At 47.6% G+C, this 17,435-nt stretch carries 11 protein-coding genes; 8 read left to right on the plus strand and 3 right to left on the minus strand.

Annotation, left to right across the window (positions count from 1 at the left end; all coding sequences use genetic code 11):
- The 4 genes from zwf (at position 1) to BUR42_RS26135 (ending at position 4,797) form a co-directional block, all read left to right on the plus strand.
- Complete coding sequence (gene zwf / locus BUR42_RS26120; protein ID WP_074242492.1) at positions 1 to 1,512, plus strand: glucose-6-phosphate dehydrogenase; 1,512 nt, start codon at positions 1 to 3, stop codon at positions 1,510 to 1,512.
- Positions 1,513 to 1,517: 5 nt separating this feature from the next.
- A complete protein-coding gene (pgl, locus tag BUR42_RS26125) occupies positions 1,518 to 2,243 on the plus strand; it encodes a 6-phosphogluconolactonase (protein WP_074242493.1) in 726 nt (241 codons plus the stop codon).
- A 70-nt stretch (positions 2,244 to 2,313) separates the two neighbouring features.
- Positions 2,314 to 2,919, plus strand: coding sequence for a glutathione-regulated potassium-efflux system oxidoreductase KefF (kefF, locus tag BUR42_RS26130; protein WP_074242494.1), 606 nt, complete (start codon positions 2,314 to 2,316; stop codon positions 2,917 to 2,919).
- 12 nt (positions 2,920 to 2,931) lie between these two features.
- Positions 2,932 to 4,797, plus strand: a complete 1,866-nt coding sequence (locus BUR42_RS26135; RefSeq protein ID WP_074242495.1) for a monovalent cation:proton antiporter-2 (CPA2) family protein — start codon at positions 2,932 to 2,934, stop codon at positions 4,795 to 4,797.
- Positions 4,798 to 4,849: 52 nt separating this feature from the next.
- Here the strand turns inward: BUR42_RS26135 and BUR42_RS26140 are convergent, their stop codons facing one another.
- From BUR42_RS26140 to BUR42_RS26150, 3 genes are read right to left on the minus strand one after another with little or no spacing between them, the layout of a single operon-like run.
- Positions 4,850 to 8,044 carry an efflux RND transporter permease subunit gene (locus BUR42_RS26140; protein ID WP_074242496.1) on the minus strand — a complete coding sequence of 1,065 codons (3,195 nt, stop codon included), beginning with the start codon at positions 8,042 to 8,044 and terminating at the stop codon, positions 4,850 to 4,852.
- A 13-nt stretch (positions 8,045 to 8,057) separates the two neighbouring features.
- Positions 8,058 to 9,137: an efflux RND transporter periplasmic adaptor subunit gene (locus BUR42_RS26145; protein ID WP_084185831.1), complete on the minus strand. Its 1,080-nt coding sequence runs from the start codon at positions 9,135 to 9,137 to the stop codon at positions 8,058 to 8,060.
- A 20-nt stretch (positions 9,138 to 9,157) separates the two neighbouring features.
- The gene (locus BUR42_RS26150; protein ID WP_074242498.1) at positions 9,158 to 10,522 is read right to left on the minus strand and encodes a TolC family protein; all 1,365 of its coding nucleotides are present in this window, start codon (positions 10,520 to 10,522) and stop codon (positions 9,158 to 9,160) included.
- Between the two features lie 130 nt (positions 10,523 to 10,652).
- Between BUR42_RS26150 and BUR42_RS26155 the strand changes: the two genes are divergently transcribed.
- From BUR42_RS26155 to BUR42_RS26170, 4 genes are all read left to right on the plus strand, one after another.
- Complete coding sequence (locus BUR42_RS26155) at positions 10,653 to 11,501, plus strand: energy transducer TonB (RefSeq protein WP_143197582.1); 849 nt, start codon at positions 10,653 to 10,655, stop codon at positions 11,499 to 11,501.
- Between the two features lie 201 nt (positions 11,502 to 11,702).
- Entirely contained in the window at positions 11,703 to 12,779 is a 1,077-nt protein-coding gene (locus tag BUR42_RS26160) for a glycoside hydrolase family 18 protein (protein WP_200798363.1), read from the plus strand.
- Positions 12,780 to 12,864: 85 nt separating this feature from the next.
- On the plus strand, positions 12,865 to 15,387 hold the full coding sequence (locus tag BUR42_RS26165; RefSeq protein ID WP_074242501.1) for a family 20 glycosylhydrolase: 2,523 nt from the start codon (positions 12,865 to 12,867) through the stop codon (positions 15,385 to 15,387).
- A gap of 187 nt (positions 15,388 to 15,574) precedes the next feature.
- A complete protein-coding gene (locus tag BUR42_RS26170; protein WP_074242502.1) occupies positions 15,575 to 17,398 on the plus strand; it encodes a BamA/TamA family outer membrane protein in 1,824 nt (607 codons plus the stop codon).
- The last annotated feature ends 37 nt before the right edge of the window (positions 17,399 to 17,435 follow it).

A 17,435-nucleotide genomic window follows, 5' to 3' on the forward strand; every position in this document is an offset into this window, starting at 1 on the left:
ATGCAACAACATAAACGTCCGCCCGCTTCCATCCTTTTCATTTTCGGCGGCAGCGGCGACCTGAATTACCGGAAACTAACACCTGCGTTGTACAATCTGTTCCTCGATGAATGGATGCCTGATAAATTTGCTATTGTGGGAATTGGCCGTACAGAGTACAGCGCCGAAGATTACCGCAGTCATTTAACAGAAGGGATCGCGAAGTTCTCCCGCCGTAAGGAAGAACAGAATGGCCATTACAAGCAATTCTTTGAACATGTGAACTACCTGCAGCTGGATGCCGGGGATGTTGCATCCTACCAGCGTATTGCAGATTATGTACAACAGAAAGAACAGGAGTGGGGCGTACATCCTAACGTAATATTCTACCTGGCCGTGGCACCGCAACTGGTTCCATCCATCGCGCAGGAACTGGGTACGCTCAATCTCTGCAAGGATAAAAGCACTACCCGCATTGTAATAGAAAAACCCTTCGGGCACGACCTGGAATCTGCACATGAATTGAATGCGCTGCTTTCCGGTCTGTTTGCAGAAGAGCAGATCTTCCGCATAGATCACTACCTCGGAAAAGAAACCGTACAGAACATCCTGGCCCTGCGTTTTGCCAATGCATTGTTTGAGCCGGTATGGAACCGTCACTATATAGATCATATCCAGATCACCGCAGCAGAAAGTGTGGGCCTGGAAGACCGCGCAGGTTATTATGAGAATTCAGGGGCACTGAGGGACATGGTGCAGAACCACATCCTGCAACTGATGTGTATGGTGGCAATGGAAGCACCGGTATCTTTTGATGCGAACGAGATCCGTAATAAAAAGGTAGATGTACTCAATGCCATCCGCCCTATTAAGAAAGAAGACGTTCACGAACATGCGGTACGTGGCCAGTATGGCGCCGGATGGATGAAAGGGAAACAGGCGGTTGGTTATCGCGAAGAAAAGAACGTGAAACAGGGTTCCAATACAGAAACCTACGCAGCCGTGAAGTTCTATGTAGATAACTGGCGTTGGGAAGGTGTACCTTTTTATGTGCGCACAGGTAAATACCTGCACCAGAAATCCACACATGTTACTATCCAGTTCAAAGAAGCGCCTACTTATGCATTTCCTTCGGAAGCAGCAGAATCCTGGCGTTCCAACAGGCTTACCATCAGCATTCAGCCTGAAATGGATGTTCGCATCCGCTTCCAGGCTAAACGCCCCGGCCAGACGATGACGCTGGACCCTGTGAACATGACCTTCACTTATGAAGGATCTGATGATCACACACCGGAAGCATACGAAACCCTGCTGCTGGATGTAATGGAAGGAGATGCCACGCTCTTCATGCGTGCAGACCAGGTAGAGGCTGCCTGGAAAGTGGTAATGCCTATCCTGGATACATGGGAAACACGCATTCCGCAGGACTTCCCGAACTATGCACCGGATTCATGGGGCCCTGAAGATGCAGATGCCATGATTGCCCGTGACGGACATTCATGGATCAATCTTCCTCCTGAAAAAGCAAAATAAGCAACATGGAATTACACATCGCCAAAGATATACAGCAGCTGAGTGAAAACCTGGCTGCTTTCATCAGCCAGAAGATCCAGGATGTATTACAGCAGCAGGAGATCTTTACTTTCGTACTGTCCGGTGGCAGCACGCCTAAAAGCCTGTATGCTTTGCTGGCCAGGGAACCTTACATCGATATGATCCCCTGGGCCAGGGTACATTTTTTCTGGGGAGATGAAAGGGCGGTACCTTTTGAAGATGCGCGCAATAATGCCCGTATGGCATTTGATGTGTTGCTGGACAAAACAGGTACACCTCCTGAAAATATTCACGTGATGCGCACGGATATTGAGCCGGAAGCTGCAGCTGCTGAATACGAAAAGATCCTCCACCGTTATTTTGACGGGAAAACCAATACATTTGACCTGGTACTGTTAGGTATGGGAGATGATGGGCATACTTTATCCCTCTTCCCCGGATTACCTATCGTACATGAAAAGAAAGCCTGGGTGAAAGCATTCTTCCTGAAAGCGCAGGACATGTATCGCATCACGCTCACTGCTCCGGTTACCAACCTCGCTTCCAGCGTTGTGTTTATGGCAACAGGTGCAGGAAAGGCACTCACTTTACAAGGTGTCATCAACGGCGCGCCTGATCCGGACCGTTATCCTTCTCAACTGATCCGTCCCGAAAACGGGGAACTGCATTGGTTTGTAGATGAAGCGGCGGCTGAAGCGCTGCAAGTATAAAGCTGTACGAATTATCAATTGCGCAGCAATTATCGTTCGTATGTGTAATTGATAATTCGTAACCTTTAACATGGCTAAGATCCTTCTACTCTTTGCACACCCTGCGTTTGAACGCTCCCGCATACATGCTGCGCTGCTGAAAGCCGCAGCAGGTTTGCCGGATGTTACCCTGCACGATCTCTACGAAGTATATCCTGATTTTGATGTGGTGCCCAGGATAGAACAAAAGCTCCTGTCCGAACACGACATCATTATCTTTCAACATCCTTTCTACTGGTATAGCGGCCCTGCATTGCTGAAACAATGGATAGACCTGGTATTGCAGCATGGCTGGGCTTATGGCCATGAAGGTGTTGCATTGAAAGGGAAGTATTTAATGAATGTTATTTCGGCTGGCGGAAAGGAACAGTCCTATTCCCCGGAAGGGCATCATGGCTATCCGCTGAAGCAATTCATGTTACCTTTTGAGCAAACTGCCACACTCTGCAATATGCAGTACCTGCCGCCTTTTGTGGTGCATGACAGCAACAGCCTCAGTGCACAGCAACTGAGTACATATACAGCAGCGTATGTGGAACTGCTAAAAGGTTTGCAGTCCGGCAAAATAGATCTGCCACAGGCACAGCAGCAATACTATATCAATGCATTAGTAGGGGCACCTGATCATTTATCCTAACAGAGAGTCTACATGTCTAACGAATCCTTTTTCTACCAGGCTTTAGTTTATCTCGCCACCATGGTGGTATTTGTACCTCTTGCCAAAAAGCTCAACCTGGGTTCCGTATTGGGATACCTGATGGGCGGTATTATCATTGGCCCTGCTTTGCTGGGATTGATAGGCCATGGGGGGCAGGACCTGATGCACTTTGCAGAATTCGGTGTAGTGATGATGTTGTTCCTGATAGGATTGGAATTAGAACCTTCCTTACTCTGGAAGCTCCGCGCCCCCATCCTTGGAATGGGCGGATTACAGGTAACTGTTACGGCTATCTTAATAGCAGGATTATCTTTTTCATTAGGTATGCCTTTCAATGAATCATTGATCCTTGGCATGATCCTTTCCCTTTCTTCCACGGCTATTGTATTACAGATCTTAACAGAAAAGGGACAGATGGGTTCCGCTGCCGGCCAGAGCACCTTTTCTGTATTACTGTTCCAGGATATTGCAGTGATCCCCATGCTGGCTATTTTTCCATTACTCGCACCGGCGGGTACTGGTGCAGTACATGCGGAGAGTACTTCTCTCATTGCCAACCAACCGGCCTGGGCAAAAACATTGATCGTACTGGGTGCTGTATCTGCTCTTGGTATTGGCGGGCGTTTTGTGGTGAAGCCCATCCTGCATATTGTGGCGCGCACAAGGCTGCGTGAATTATTCACGGCCTCTGCATTATTACTGGTAGTAGGAATTGCGGTGCTGATGACCTTAGTTGGGTTAAGCCCTGCATTGGGCGCTTTCCTGGGAGGCGTGGTGTTAGCCAACAGCGAATACCGTCATGAACTGGAAAGTGATATTGAGCCTTTTAAAGGGCTATTGTTAGGATTATTCTTTATAGGAGTAGGTGCCTCTATCGATTTCAAACTCGTGCTTGCAGAACCTCTATTGATATTGGGACTTGTACTCGGTATCATGCTGGTGAAGTTTTTAGTGTTACTGGGATTAGGCAGGTTGTTCCGCCTTAGCGGAGAACAGAACCTGCTGTTTGCTTTTGCGCTGCCACAGGTAGGAGAGTTTGCCTTCGTGTTATTTTCCTTCGCCCTGCAATCTGCATTACTACCACAACGAATAGTAAGCATTATGATGGCAGTGGTGGCTATCAGTATGGCCCTCACGCCTTTGGTGTTACTGGCACATGAAAAATGGATCGTGCCCAACTTTGGTTGTGGTGCAAAAAATGTTGAAAGGGAACCGGATAAGATAGATGAAAAGAATCCTGTGATCATTGCAGGTTTTGATCACTTTGGCACTATCGTTGGCCGTTTCCTGCGCGCCAGCGGAGTTCGTTCTACTGTACTGGACCTGGATTCCGACAGGGTAGACCTGCTAAGGAGGATGGGGCTGAAGGTGTATTACGGAGATGCGGCCCGTATGGATATGCTGCAATCTGCCGGTGCTATGCAGGCCAAGCTGATCGTTATTGCCATGGAAACGCCGGAGAAGAACCTGGAAGTAGTGGATGCCGTTAAAAAACATTTCCCGCATTTGCAGATGCTGGTGAGAGCTACCGAAAATGCAGATGCTTTTGATCTCATGAATTCAGGCGTGTTACATATCTACAGGGAAACTGTGGACACCTCTCTCCGTATGGCATCCGATGCACTCGAAATGCTGGGCCACCGTGCTTATCAATCGCAACGCGCAGCCCGTATGTTCCGCAAGTTCGATGAACAATCCTTAAAAGGAATGGCCGCTTACCGGGATGATAAACAATATGTGAATGTGGTGAAGGAACGGATAGATGAACTGCAGAAACTTATCCAGGCAGACAGCTATACGAACTTAATGATCCGGGATGCCGGATGGAATAAAGAGGATGCTGAGGAAAGGAATTAGTACGGCATAGTGTCTGCCGCCCAGCAGAGGGCGAAAGTTTTTTGGTGAATGATCAATGCCCTGCCCCATGTCCGCCATGCCCGCCGTTTTCAGCTTCCCATCGTTTGCCTTCTTCTTCCATCTGCGCCAGCTTCTTCTTACCATAAGCAATCCTTGTGATCAGCACGTACAGTACAGGTACTGTAAAGATGGCCAGCAGCGTGGCGGCAAGCATACCGCCAATTACCGTGAAACCAATGTTCAGCCTTGATGCGGCACCTGCTCCTTCTGAGAGTACGAGTGGCGTAACGCCGAGGATGAAAGCGAAGGAAGTCATGAGGATGGGCCTGAAACGCAGGCTCACTGCTTCCAGTGTTGCCTGTATCAAAGGCATCCCCCTGTCCACCCGCTCTTTACAGAATTCTACGATGAGGATGGCGTTCTTCGCAGATAGCCCGATCAGGGTGATCAGACCAATCTGCGAGTAAACGCTATTGGCTTGTCCGGTTAGCCACAAAGCAAGGATAGATCCAAACAGGGCTACCGGAACTGCCAATAGTACGGAGAAAGGGACAGACCAACTTTCATATAGCGCGGTTAATAGTAGAAAAACGAAAAGGATAGAGAGGCCGAAGATCATCATGCTCTTGTTACCGGCTTCAATTTCCTGCCGGGAGATATTCGTCCATTCATAACCAAAGTTAGCAGGAAGCACCTGTGCGGAAACTTCTTCCATGGCCTTGATAGCATCACCACTACTGAATCCCGGTTTGGCAGTACCACTGATCTCTACAGACCTGTAGAGGTTAAAGTGATTGATCACTGGAGCACCTGCTCCCAGTTTTGAACGGATCAATGTACTAAGCGGCACCATTTCTCCCCTCACATTACGAACGAAATAAGATTTGAGTGCATCGATATCTTTACGGTATGCGGTATCTGCCTGTAATACTACACGGAGGCTGCGTCCGAATTTGGTGAAGTCGTTCACATACGCGCCACCCAGGAAGGTCTGCAAAGCGCCGAACACATCTGTAACGGCAACACCCATTTGTTTACAGCGGTCGCGGTCCACTTCAATATTGAACTCCGGTGTTTTGGCACTGAAGAAGGCATACGCCATCGCAATTTCGGGGCGTTGATTCGCAGCCATCAAAACCTGGCCAAGTACCCTGTTGAATTCTGCAAGGTCTGTGCCGCTTTTTTGTTCCAATACATAAGAGAACCCACTGGAAGTTCCCAGTCCACGCAGGGTGGGAGAGGGTAACGCGAGTACGGAGGCTTCTGTTATCTGTGAAAGTTTTCCCTGTATACGGCCTACTACTTTATTGATATTATCCCCTTTTGGGTAACGGATACCCCATGGTTTCAGGTTCACAAACCAGGTAGCCGAGTTGGGTTTGATAGCATTCGCAATGAAGTTGATACCTGTTACGCCCATGTAGTGATTTACAGCAGAATCTTCTGACAGGATCTGGTTTACACGGGTAGCTATTTCCCTGGTCCTTTGAGAGGAAGCGGCGTCCGGTAATTCAAGGGAAAGGAACATCGCGCCCATATCTTCCTGCGGTACGAAGGTAGTTGGTACTTTCTTAAAGAGGAAAAAAGCTGCGCAGAACAGGATGCCCAGTAGTATCAGGATGAATGCTGTTTGTTTGATAGCACGGCGAACGCCATGTGTATAACGGTCTGTGAAACGGGTGAACCATTTGTTGAACTTGTAATGCAGTTTGTTGATGCCCCTTGATTTTTCATTCAGGTTGGAAGGGCGCAGCATGATAGCGCAAAGTGCAGGTGTTAAGGTCAATGCCAGGAAGGCAGAGAGTATTACAGAGAATGCAATGGTCAATGCAAACTGCTGATACAATCTGCCGCTCACACCGGGTATAAATGCAACCGGTACAAACACCGCAGCCAGGATCAAACCAATGGCAATAACCGGCGCCTGTACTTCGGACATCGCCTTATAGGTAGCATTGAGCGGCGTCATGCCATTTACATCTATATGATGCTGTACGGCTTCCACCACCACAATCGCATCATCCACCACTATCCCGATGGCCAGCACGAATCCAAAGAGGGTGAGTGTATTAATGGAGAAGCCAAGTAAGGTGAAAAAGATGAAGGTACCAATGATGGAAACGGGAATTACAAGTACCGGTACCAGTGTGGCGCGCCAGCTTTGCAGGAAGAGATACACCACCAATATTACCAGCAGCAGTGCCTCCACAAAGGTTTGGATCACTTCATCAATAGAGATCTTAACGAAGGAAACAGTTTCAAAAGGTACCAGCCAGTTTACATCCGGGGGAAATGTTTTGGCGAGTTCCGCAAATCTTTTCTCTACCCGTTCCGCCACATCCAGGGCATTAGCCCCGGGAGAAAGGTAAATGGCCATACCTGTACCAGGTTTGCCATCTGCCTTTACTTCCACTGCATAGGAAAAGGACCCCAGCTGTTGCCGGGAAATATCTTTTAAGCGGATCAGGGAACCGGTTTGCTGGTTGGCAGAAATAATGATATTGCCAAACTCTTCAGCATCCAGCAAACGCCCTTTTACTTTAACCGTGTATTCAAAAGCCTGTTTGTTATTAGCGGGAGGAGCGCCCAGTACACCCGCAGGCGCTTGTGTATTTTGTTCCTGGATGGCACGTGCTACGTCTGAAGTAGTGATGCCCAGCGAGGCCATCTTATCAGGGTTCAGCCATATACGCATGCTATAATCCTGCGAAAACGCATTCACATCACCCACTCCTTCTATCCGTGCAATTTCAGGTTTGATATAAATATTCAGATAGTTGTCCAGGAAGTTACGATCGTAAGAAGCATTCGGTGAATTCAATGCTACCACCATCAACATATCATTGGAACGTTTCTTGGTGGTTACGCCTACCCTTCTTACATCATCGGGAACAGAAGGAAGCGCAAGGCTTACCCGGTTCTGTACATCCAGGGCGCTGATATCCGGGTTGGTACCAATGTTGAACGTAACGGTGATGCTCATGGAACCGTCGTTTGCACTAACGGACTGGATGTACATGGCACCGGGGGTACCGTTCACCTGGTTTTCGATGGGAGTGGTTACCGTTTCTTCTACAGTGGTGGAGTTGGCTCCTATATAGTTGGCACTTACAGCTACCACTGGTGGCGCAATATCCGGCAATTGTGCGATCGGCAGATTTACCATGCAGATGAGGCCCACAATCACCAGGATGATCGAGATCACAATAGTGGTGTTCTTCCTTTCTATGAATGTTTTTGAGATCATGCTGCGTTGTATTCTATTTAATATTCACCGTATCGCCCGGCCTGATTTTCTGGATGCCTTCCACTACTACCCTGTCTCCCGCCTGCAATCCGGAACGGATCAGCAGCAGGCTGTCTATAATGGGGCCTCTTACTATGTTTCTTTGCTGTACTACATTGTGCTGATCTACTACAAAGGCCTTTACTTCTCCCAGCAGTTCCACGATCGCTTTGGAGGGGATGGCCAATGCTGTATCTGCAGTATTATATTTCAACTGCACTACGGCAGACATGCCGGACTTCAATATTTCTTCCTTGTTGGGGAAAGTGAGGCGTACACGGATGGTGCCGGTTTGGGGATCAATGATATTATTGATCAGTAATACTTTCCCTTCCTGTTGATATACCGTGCCGCCATCCTGCACAATAAAATATCTTTGCTGCCCGCCTTTTTTAAATTCGGAATACCTGCTCTGGGGCAGATCAATATCTGCATAAATGGGATCTTCATTCACGAGGGTATTGATGGTAGTTTGCCCTGCACTCACCAGGTCGCCTACACGTACTAAGGCGATACCTATTTTTCCATTCACCGGGGCGCGGATCACAGCATGGCTGATATCTGTTCCGGACCTTGCCTGCGCTGCTTTGGCGGCAGCCAGGTTCGCTTCTGCTGTTTTAACAAGTGTAGAGGCCTGCTCTACTGTTTGCCGTGCAATGGCATCCTGCTTTAACAGGTTGGAATAACGTTCGAGGTCGCGCTGCTTTTGTGCAAGATCTGCTTCTGCCTGTGATACAGATGCTTTGGCCTGATCGTAACTCGCCATACTGCGGCTCCTGTCTACTTCATACAATACCTGTCCCTTTTTTACGGCACTGCCATCTTTAGCGCGGATGGCTTCCAGGAAACCGGTCACATCAGAACGTATCTCCACAATGCTGTGAGCCGTTAAAGTGGCCGGAAAAGTTTCCGTAACAACATATGTGGCCGGTTTAACTTCAAAAGTGCTAACGGTGTTGCGGGGCATGGGACCCTGAGCGGGCTTCTGCTTTCCGCCACAGGCGCATAGCAGCAGACACATCGGTAAAGTGTAAATGCTCCTGGGGAGGTACATGGTAATTATTTTGATGATCGTTATTGTACTTTGATCTTGCCCATGGCCTGATCCAATTTCACTTTGCTGATCAGCGTATCAAGGAGGGCATTGATATAATCGCTTTGCGCTTGTTTTAATTCATTGTCTGCAGACACCACATCCAGGCTGCTGGATACACCCTGGTCGAATTTCAATACTACCCTGTCGTACACTCCCTGCGTGAGGGCCATGTTCTTTTCCTGGGTGAGCAGGGAAGTGGCATTGTTCTGGTAATTGGTGTAAGCATCCCGCACTTCCAGCTGGATCTGCTGAGAGAGATTCGTGAGATCGTTTTCAGACTGCTTCAGCGTGATGCGGGATTGCGCTACCTGGTGGATCCTCTCTGTTCCCGTAAAAATGGGGAAATTGAGGGTAAGCCCCATGGCAGAATTACCATAACCGATTTTGTAGAGATCGGAGAACTGCGGTGAAAACCAGTTTACCCCATAATTAATGAAGGCGCTTAAAGTAGGTACAATACCCAGGCGTTTGCTTTTCAGGTCCAGCCGGTTCAGTTCTACCTGTACCCTTTGCATATGATACTCCGGCCTGTCCTGGATATTATATTGCTGGCTGTCCGGCATTTGACGGATCCCGGCAAAGGACTTCACATCTTCTTCCAGTTCGAGGGTGCTTTGCAGGGGCATGCCCATATTGAACTTCAATACATCCAGTGAATATTGCTGTAAGCGTTCCAGGTTGGCGCGCTGGGTTTCTGCATTATTAAAAGACACCTGCATGCGATCTACATCTATCCTTTCGGAAACACCTTCATCATAACGGGCACGGGTATCTTTCAGTGTCTTTTGCAGGCGTACGATATTGGCATCCACCAGGCGGATACTTTCCCGGCTCACGAGTACATTGAAATAAGCATTGCTTACCTGCACACGGGTATCGATAGCGGTACGTTCGAGATCACGGACAGACAATTCATCGTATACTTTAGCGGCTTTGAGGCCGAGAAAATAATCGCTGTTAAGGATGGTCTGGTTCACCTGGCCGGTAACGGCAGAAGCATATTTTGTACCGAACTGAACGGGTATTTTATTATTGGGGTCGTTGGCAAAATCCGGGATAACGGAGGTCTGAAGTTTGAGGTTATCTGTAAAGCTTCCGGTGATATTAGCATGGGGTAATAACTTCCCGGTGCTTTCCCGGATCCTTTCCCTGGAAGCCTCCCTGCTTAACCGGGCATTTTGCACCTTCGGCTGATTGGCCAGGGCATATTGGATACACTCCTCCAGCGAAAATTGATACGAGCGGGCAGTATCCTGCTGGGCCTGTACAGGCTGCAGGATGGCCATGGCTGCAGTAACCAGCATTATTGCACGGAGGGCAGTTGACGGGTTCCAGCTTTTCATTTTGACTAAAGTATTCATTTAGAGACCGAAGGGTGTGCCTATACAACACTAATCTACCAAAAAATGTTCATTGTTCCCGGCCGCTTATGGAAAATATCAGGCTCCGCATCTTCCTTCAAAACAAACTGCCATGGAAACAACCAAACTCTTACACTCCGATTTTATCGACATCCTTTTTGATGATCGTAACAAAGATTATGGTGCCTATGCGCTGCGCCGGAAATACAATAAACGTGTGCGCAATGCAGTGATGGGGATGTCTGCCATTGTAGTAGTGGTCATTGGAGGGTACCTGATCAGTTCTAACCTGATCGCTTCTGACAAGAAACATGAAGCCTATATCCCTTATGAAGAACCTGAAATGATCAATCCCTTAGAGAAGAAAGAGGAGCCACCAGTTTATACACCTCCGCCGGCAAGACAGGAGCCGCCGCCAGCATCGCAGCCAACAGTAGCGCATACGATTTTCAGGGTAGAGCCGGATGAAAATGTAAGGCCTGATGATGAAGTGCCGAAAGTACAGGATCTGGAAGGTAAAGTGATAGGCGTGGCGAATGCAGATGGCGATCCTAACGGTGTGGAGTTTGAAGTGCCGGATGGCTTGAAGGGAGGAAAAGGTGCTATTGTGGAGGGGCCTAAAGCGGTTGAAAAAGAAAAGATACACACGTCTGTAGAGATCATGCCGGAGTTCCCTGGTGGAGATGCTGCTTTGAACAAATTCCTGCGCAACAACACTAACTACCCTGCTATGGCTTCTGAAAGCGGCATCTCTGGAACGGTGTTTGTAAAATTTGTTGTGGACAAGAATGGAGAGATCAATAATGTAATAGTTGAAGGTGCCAGGAAAGGAGGCGGATTGGAAGAGGAAGCAATGCGGGTGGTGAAAAAAATGCCGAAATGGAGACCGGGCAAACAGAATGGAGAGGCCGTAGCCGTATACTTCAACCTGCCCATAAGATTTACACTCGCTGATCAATGATATTTATGGAATCATGCTTATTCCTGCATCATTTCCCTGACATTTATTAGCAGTAGATGACGCTAAATGTGGATATGATATTAGGGCCGGCCTTTTCAGGCTGGCCCTTTTTGTACACTTATTAGAACTATCCCTGCCTTTTTACTATTTTTAAGGATGCGCTATCCAATACTCCTTTTATCATCTATACTCTTCTTTTGCATGGCCTTCACCAAAGCAGGCAAAGAACGCAGAAAACCTGTAGTGATCGCCTATGTTGGCGGTTATCGCGGATTGATCAAAGACCCCGCTTCCATAGAAGTGGAAAAGCTCACCCATATCAATTACGCCTTTGTAGATGTGAAGAACGGCCAGGCCTGGCTCACCAACGAAGCCACAGATTCCATTAACTTCCGTACACTTAATGCCCTTAAACAAAGGAATCCTGATCTTAAGATATTGATTTCCATCGGTGGATGGTCCTGGTCTGAGAACTTCTCAGATGCCGTACTCACAGAGAAAGGCCAGCAGCTTTTTGCCGCCACGGCAGTGGATATCGTGCGGAAATATAAGCTGGACGGGGTGGACATTGATTGGGAATACCCTGGTGTGCCCGGCGAAGAAGGCAATATTTACCGCCCGGAAGATAAACAGAACTATACCCTCATGTTCAAAGCCATCCGCCTTTCACTGGATTCCCTGGAAAAAGAAACCGGTAAAAAGTACCAACTCACCACAGCAGTAGGCGGCGGCCAGTATTTCATTGATCACACAGAAATGCATATCGCCCAGCAATACCTGGATTATGTAAACATCATGACCTACGATTATAAAACAAATGGTAAAGGCATTGCCGGTCACCATACTAACTTATATGGTTCAACGAAAGATTCTACAGAAGCTTCTGCGGACCGTTCTGTAAGGCTATATCTCCGTGCCGGTGTACCAGCTGAGAAACTCGTGATGGGTGTTGCATTCTATGGCCGCGGCTGGACGATGCCCAATGGAGAAAACAAAGGCCTTAACCGCCAGGCCCTGAATAGTGCCCGCAGCGGAGGTTATACCCGTTTGAAAGACAGCCTCATGGTACAGGGATATGACCGTCACTGGGATAAACGTGCCAAAGCACCTTATCTCTTTCACCCGGTGAACAACGTTTTCATTACTTATGACGATGAACGTTCCGTGAAAGCAAAATGTAAGTATGTAAAGAAGCATAAGCTCGGCGGAGTGATGTTCTGGGAATATTCCAGCGATCCGAAAGGATATCTCCTGCACGCTATTAATCAGTCATTTTAAAAGTAATTACAGCCCGATCGGTTATGAATAACGGCCCGCTCAAGCCGTTATTCGTTTTTGATAACTGTAATTAAATCCTAACTATATGCAGCTCAGATTTTTGTTTGTTTGTTTACTGTTCAGTTCTTTTGCCCAGGCTCAGAAAACCAATGGTTTGACCATCTCCTGGGAATTGGTAGAGAATGGTTACCAGGGGAAGGCACAGTCTTTATCCACGTTCACCATCACCAACAAAACGAAAAAAGCTTTTCCGGCTTCCGGCTGGACGATCTATTACAACTTCATCCGTTTTGTAACGCCGGGGGAAGTAGCACCCGGAATTGAAGCAGGGCATATTAACGGGCACCTGTATACTTTAAAACCAACGGCTGCTTTTAAAGGTATTGCTCCGGGAGATTCCTTAAAGATCAATATCGTTTCCGTGGCCTGGGTCACTAATTACACCGATGCGCCTGACGGGCCATACATTGTATGGGATCAGGAACCGGCAAAAGGTTATTCCTTCGCAGAGTTTAAAGTGATCCCTTCCACGCAGGAAAAACAATTGCTCCGGAATGCGAATGATAAGAAATCGCAGACCACCGCAGCAGATATTTACCAGAAGAACAGTGGCACAAAAGATATTCCGGCAGAAGAGTTGCCGGCTATTTTCCCGGCGCCGCGTGCTTATGAAAAGAGAGAAGGCCAATATCTGCTGGGTCCCGAAATAACGATCAGTGCCGATCCTGCTTTTACGCAGGAAGCTAGTTTCCTGGCGGCAGAATTATCCAAAGTGTTCGGCAAGCCTGCTAAGCTGAATAATGAGAAAGCCAATATCCGTATCACGCAGGCTGCTATAAAAGACAGTTATACATTGAGCATTGATGATAGGGGTATCCTGATCACTGCACCGGATGCAGAAGGTGCTTTTTATGGTATACAATCCCTTCGTTCTTTATTACCTGCAAAAGCTACGGCTGCTGTAACTTTGCAGCATGTACAGGTCGCAGATGCTCCCCGTTTTCCCTTCCGCTCTTTTATGCTGGATGTTTCCCGCAACTTCCATGCAAAGGCAGAGATCTTCAGGGTGCTGGATGTAATGGCATTGTACAAGCTCAATGTTTTTCACCTGCATATGAGTGATGATGAAGGATGGCGGATAGAGATCCCCGGCCTGCCTGAACTCACTGAAATAGGTGGGCGCAGGGGACATGATCTGCAGGAACTCACAGCCATACAGCCTTCTTATGGTTCCGGCCCTGATATCAACAACACCACCGGTTCCGGTTTCTACACAAAAGCAGATTACATAGAAATATTGCAATACGCAAAAGCAAGGCATATTAAAGTGATCCCTGAAATTGAAATGCCCGGTCATGCCCGTGCAGCGATCAAATCTATGGATGCACGTTATGCAAAGTTCATCAAGGCAGGCAATACCGCTGCCGCCAATGAATACCGCCTGAGCGATCCGGATGATAAAAGCCAGTACCGCTCTGTGCAGGAATGGAAAGATAACGTAATGAATGTAGCGCTTCCTTCTACCTACAAATTCCTGGAAAAAGTAGTGGACGAACTGGTAGCGATGCATAAAGCAGCAGGCGCTCCTTTAGATGTTATTCACATGGGTGGTGATGAAACACCTGCCGGCGTATGGGAGAAGTCTCCTGTAGCGCAGCAATTGATCAAAGACAATGCAACACTGAAGAATACGGACGATCTGTGGTATTATTTCTACGATAAAGTAGCGCAGATCGTGAATAAACGTGGATTGCAATTATATGGTTGGGAAGAAGCAGGTATGCGTAAAACAAAAAAAGACGGGCATACCGTGATGATCGCCAATCCTGATTTTGGTAACCGTAATTTTCAGCTGGATGTATGGAATAATGTAATGGGCGGCGGTGTGGAAGACCTTACTTACCGTTTAGCCAACGCAGGATATAAAGTAGTACTATCCGGCGTAAGCAATTATTATTTCGATATGGCGTATACACGTGATTATAATGAACCCGGTTTTTACTGGGGTGGTTATGTGGATATAGACAAACCTTTCTACTTTATTCCTTTCGATCTGTATAAAAATGCGAAGGAAGATGGAGCCGGTAATCCTTTACCTGCTTCCACCTTTATCGGGAAAGACCGTTTAACGGAATATGGACAGGATAATATTACCGGTATCCAGGCCGCCTTATGGTCTGAAACCGTTAAAACCCCTGCCCAGCTGGAATACCTGTTATTGCCCAAACTCCTGGGGATGGCAGAACGTGCCTGGGCAAAAGATCCTTCCTGGGCAAAGGAAAAGGAGGAAGCAAAGGCCACCGCTCTGTATAATGAGGCCTGGAGCGTTTTTGCGAATGTGGTGGGTAAAAAGGAACTGCCCCGGCTGGCAGCATGGAACGGGGGATACGGATATCGTATACCTACTGCAGGAGCTGTGGTGGAAGACGGAAAAGTTTTGGCCAACGTACAACTTCCCGGCCTGATCATCCGTTATACAACTGACGGGAAAGAGCCAACGGCTAAAAGTCCCGTTTATACGGCGCCGATAGCGCAGAAAGGGATCATAAAACTAAAAGTATATGATAGTGTGGGCAGAAGTGGCAGAACCGTTACCGTACAAAATTAAACCGGCATAATTTATTGAAAGGGAAGGGAGCAAACAGCTATTGTTTGCCCTTCCCTTTGTTTTTTTCGGGTAATCTATATAATTGGTCAAAAAATTGTATTGTTGTTTACGAACTAGGGAATAATTGAAACTGTACTGGAAAATAAGCATCATTGCTACCCTTAGCTGTTACCTGATTTTGTTTTGTATGCCACAAAAGGCTGTTGCGCAAACGGATACTATCCCTGCGCAGGGCAAAAGGTGGTTCAAGAAATTCAATACATATGTGGACTCTCTGAAGAGCAGGCGTTACCGGGATTCTGTACTTTTTAAGCTTTCCCGGCACAATGACCCACCGCCTTCTACAGATGATAGCAGTATGATCAGGAGTGAACAGGGATTTTTGCCTCATACCGGCAAAACGATCCGTCGTATCTACTACCGCCGGGTAAAAGTGTTCGGCCCCCGGAACATCAACGATACCACCTTTACTACTTCCATGCAATTGATCCACCTGGCCAACCGCCTCCATTTTGATTCTGAGGAATGGCTGATCAGGCAATCTCTCTTTTTCCGGGAGCGGGACACCGTGAATGCCTACGAGTTTGCAGATAATGAAAGGTACCTCCGTAACAGGCCATTTATCCAGGATGCCCGGATCCTTATGGTGGTTACCCCTTTCTCGGATTCCGTGGATGTGATGGTGGTCACGAAAGATGTGTTCGAGTATGGTCTGGACCTTCGGGAAGCCAGTACCACCGCGGTTGCAGCAAAGGTGTTCAACAATAACCTCTTTGGAGCAGGGCAGGGCCTGATGTTCGGGTTCCGCTGGAATAATGCGTTCGCCCGGCCCTGGGGTACGGAAGCGAGATATACGAAATATAATATATTGGGAACCTTCGTGGATGCTGCTGTGGGGTATACTAATCTGAATACACAATTGCCGCTGGATAGTAATGTATATGAAGGATCTTATTACCTGCAGGTGGAAAGACCTTTATACCGGAACTCCGCAAAATTCGCCGGTGGTTTCTCCCTTTCAAGGAACTATTCCATTAATATCTACGGTCAGCCAGATAGCATATTCCGGGATTATGCTTATAAAGTACTGGACGTCTGGACGGGGTACAGTTTCTTGAACCGTTTCCGCAACGACGGGGAATCTGAGAACAAAGCTAACCTGGCTATCCTCGGGCGGTATTTTAACCTGAAGTTTGATAAGAACCCTTCGCAGCCGGCATTCATCAAAGATCCCATCTATAATAACCGGCATTATTACCTGGGGCAGTTATTACTTTTCAAACAGGACTTCTTCAAAACCCATCAGTTCTTCGGTTTCGGCCGCACGGAGGATATTCCCTATGGTTACAGGATGGGCTTGTCTGCCGGCTGGGAGAACTGGATGGACAGGAAACGTTTCTACACAGGGCTGGAAGGAGAGAAATACTGGCATACCCGGCTGAATGGCTTGCTGAGTATCGGCGGAGGCATCAGTAGTTTCTGGCAGAAGAATATTTCTGAGGATATGGTGATCAGTGCCAAGGCCGCTTATTACAGCCGCCTGATGCGTTTTTGGAAAGGCGCCTTCCGGCTCTTTGTGAACATCGATTACCTTGGCAATCCTAACAATTACTTCTATAAACCACTGGATATAAATATGGAACGCGGCATCTGGGGGTACAGGGATACCAAGGTGAGTGGTTTTCACCGGATCAATCTGCGTTCGGAGGGAGTATATTACAGTCCCTGGAAGATATATGGTTTCAAGTTTAATCTTTTTGCCTCCGTACAGGCTTCTCAGGTATCTTTCAAGAACAACTATTTACTGGAAAACCCTGTGTATACAGGATATGGGCTGGGTGTGAGGATCAGGAACGAAAACCTGCAATTGAACACTTTCAAACTGGGTGCATATTATTACCCGGATGCCCCTCCCGGCCAGCGCAATGTATATTTTGAGATCACTACCGTAGTGGATTTCCGTTTCGATATATTCGCCATGCGTGCCCCTTCTTTCCTTCAGTTCCGTTAAGGGCATTGTGATTCTGGCTTAGGTTTATTAATTTGAC

Source organism: Chitinophaga niabensis (assembly GCF_900129465.1).
Taxonomy (GTDB): domain Bacteria; phylum Bacteroidota; class Bacteroidia; order Chitinophagales; family Chitinophagaceae; genus Chitinophaga; species Chitinophaga niabensis.

What these genes read in the sequence shown, in the direction of transcription:
- zwf (WP_074242492.1), top strand. Translation starts at nt 1, where the DNA reads ATGCAACAACATAAACGTCCGCCCGCTTCCATCCTTTTCATTTTCGGC.
- pgl (WP_074242493.1), top strand. Translation starts at nt 1,518, where the DNA reads ATGGAATTACACATCGCCAAAGATATACAGCAGCTGAGTGAAAACCTG.
- kefF (WP_074242494.1), top strand. Translation starts at nt 2,314, where the DNA reads ATGGCTAAGATCCTTCTACTCTTTGCACACCCTGCGTTTGAACGCTCC.
- BUR42_RS26135 (WP_074242495.1), top strand. Translation starts at nt 2,932, where the DNA reads ATGTCTAACGAATCCTTTTTCTACCAGGCTTTAGTTTATCTCGCCACC.
- BUR42_RS26140 (WP_074242496.1), bottom strand. Translation starts at nt 8,044, where the DNA reads ATGATCTCAAAAACATTCATAGAAAGGAAGAACACCACTATTGTGATC.
- BUR42_RS26145 (WP_084185831.1), bottom strand. Translation starts at nt 9,137, where the DNA reads ATGTACCTCCCCAGGAGCATTTACACTTTACCGATGTGTCTGCTGCTA.
- BUR42_RS26150 (WP_074242498.1), bottom strand. Translation starts at nt 10,522, where the DNA reads ATGAAAAGCTGGAACCCGTCAACTGCCCTCCGTGCAATAATGCTGGTT.
- BUR42_RS26155 (WP_143197582.1), top strand. Translation starts at nt 10,653, where the DNA reads ATGGAAACAACCAAACTCTTACACTCCGATTTTATCGACATCCTTTTT.
- BUR42_RS26160 (WP_200798363.1), top strand. Translation starts at nt 11,703, where the DNA reads ATGGCCTTCACCAAAGCAGGCAAAGAACGCAGAAAACCTGTAGTGATC.
- BUR42_RS26165 (WP_074242501.1), top strand. Translation starts at nt 12,865, where the DNA reads ATGCAGCTCAGATTTTTGTTTGTTTGTTTACTGTTCAGTTCTTTTGCC.
- BUR42_RS26170 (WP_074242502.1), top strand. Translation starts at nt 15,575, where the DNA reads ATGCCACAAAAGGCTGTTGCGCAAACGGATACTATCCCTGCGCAGGGC.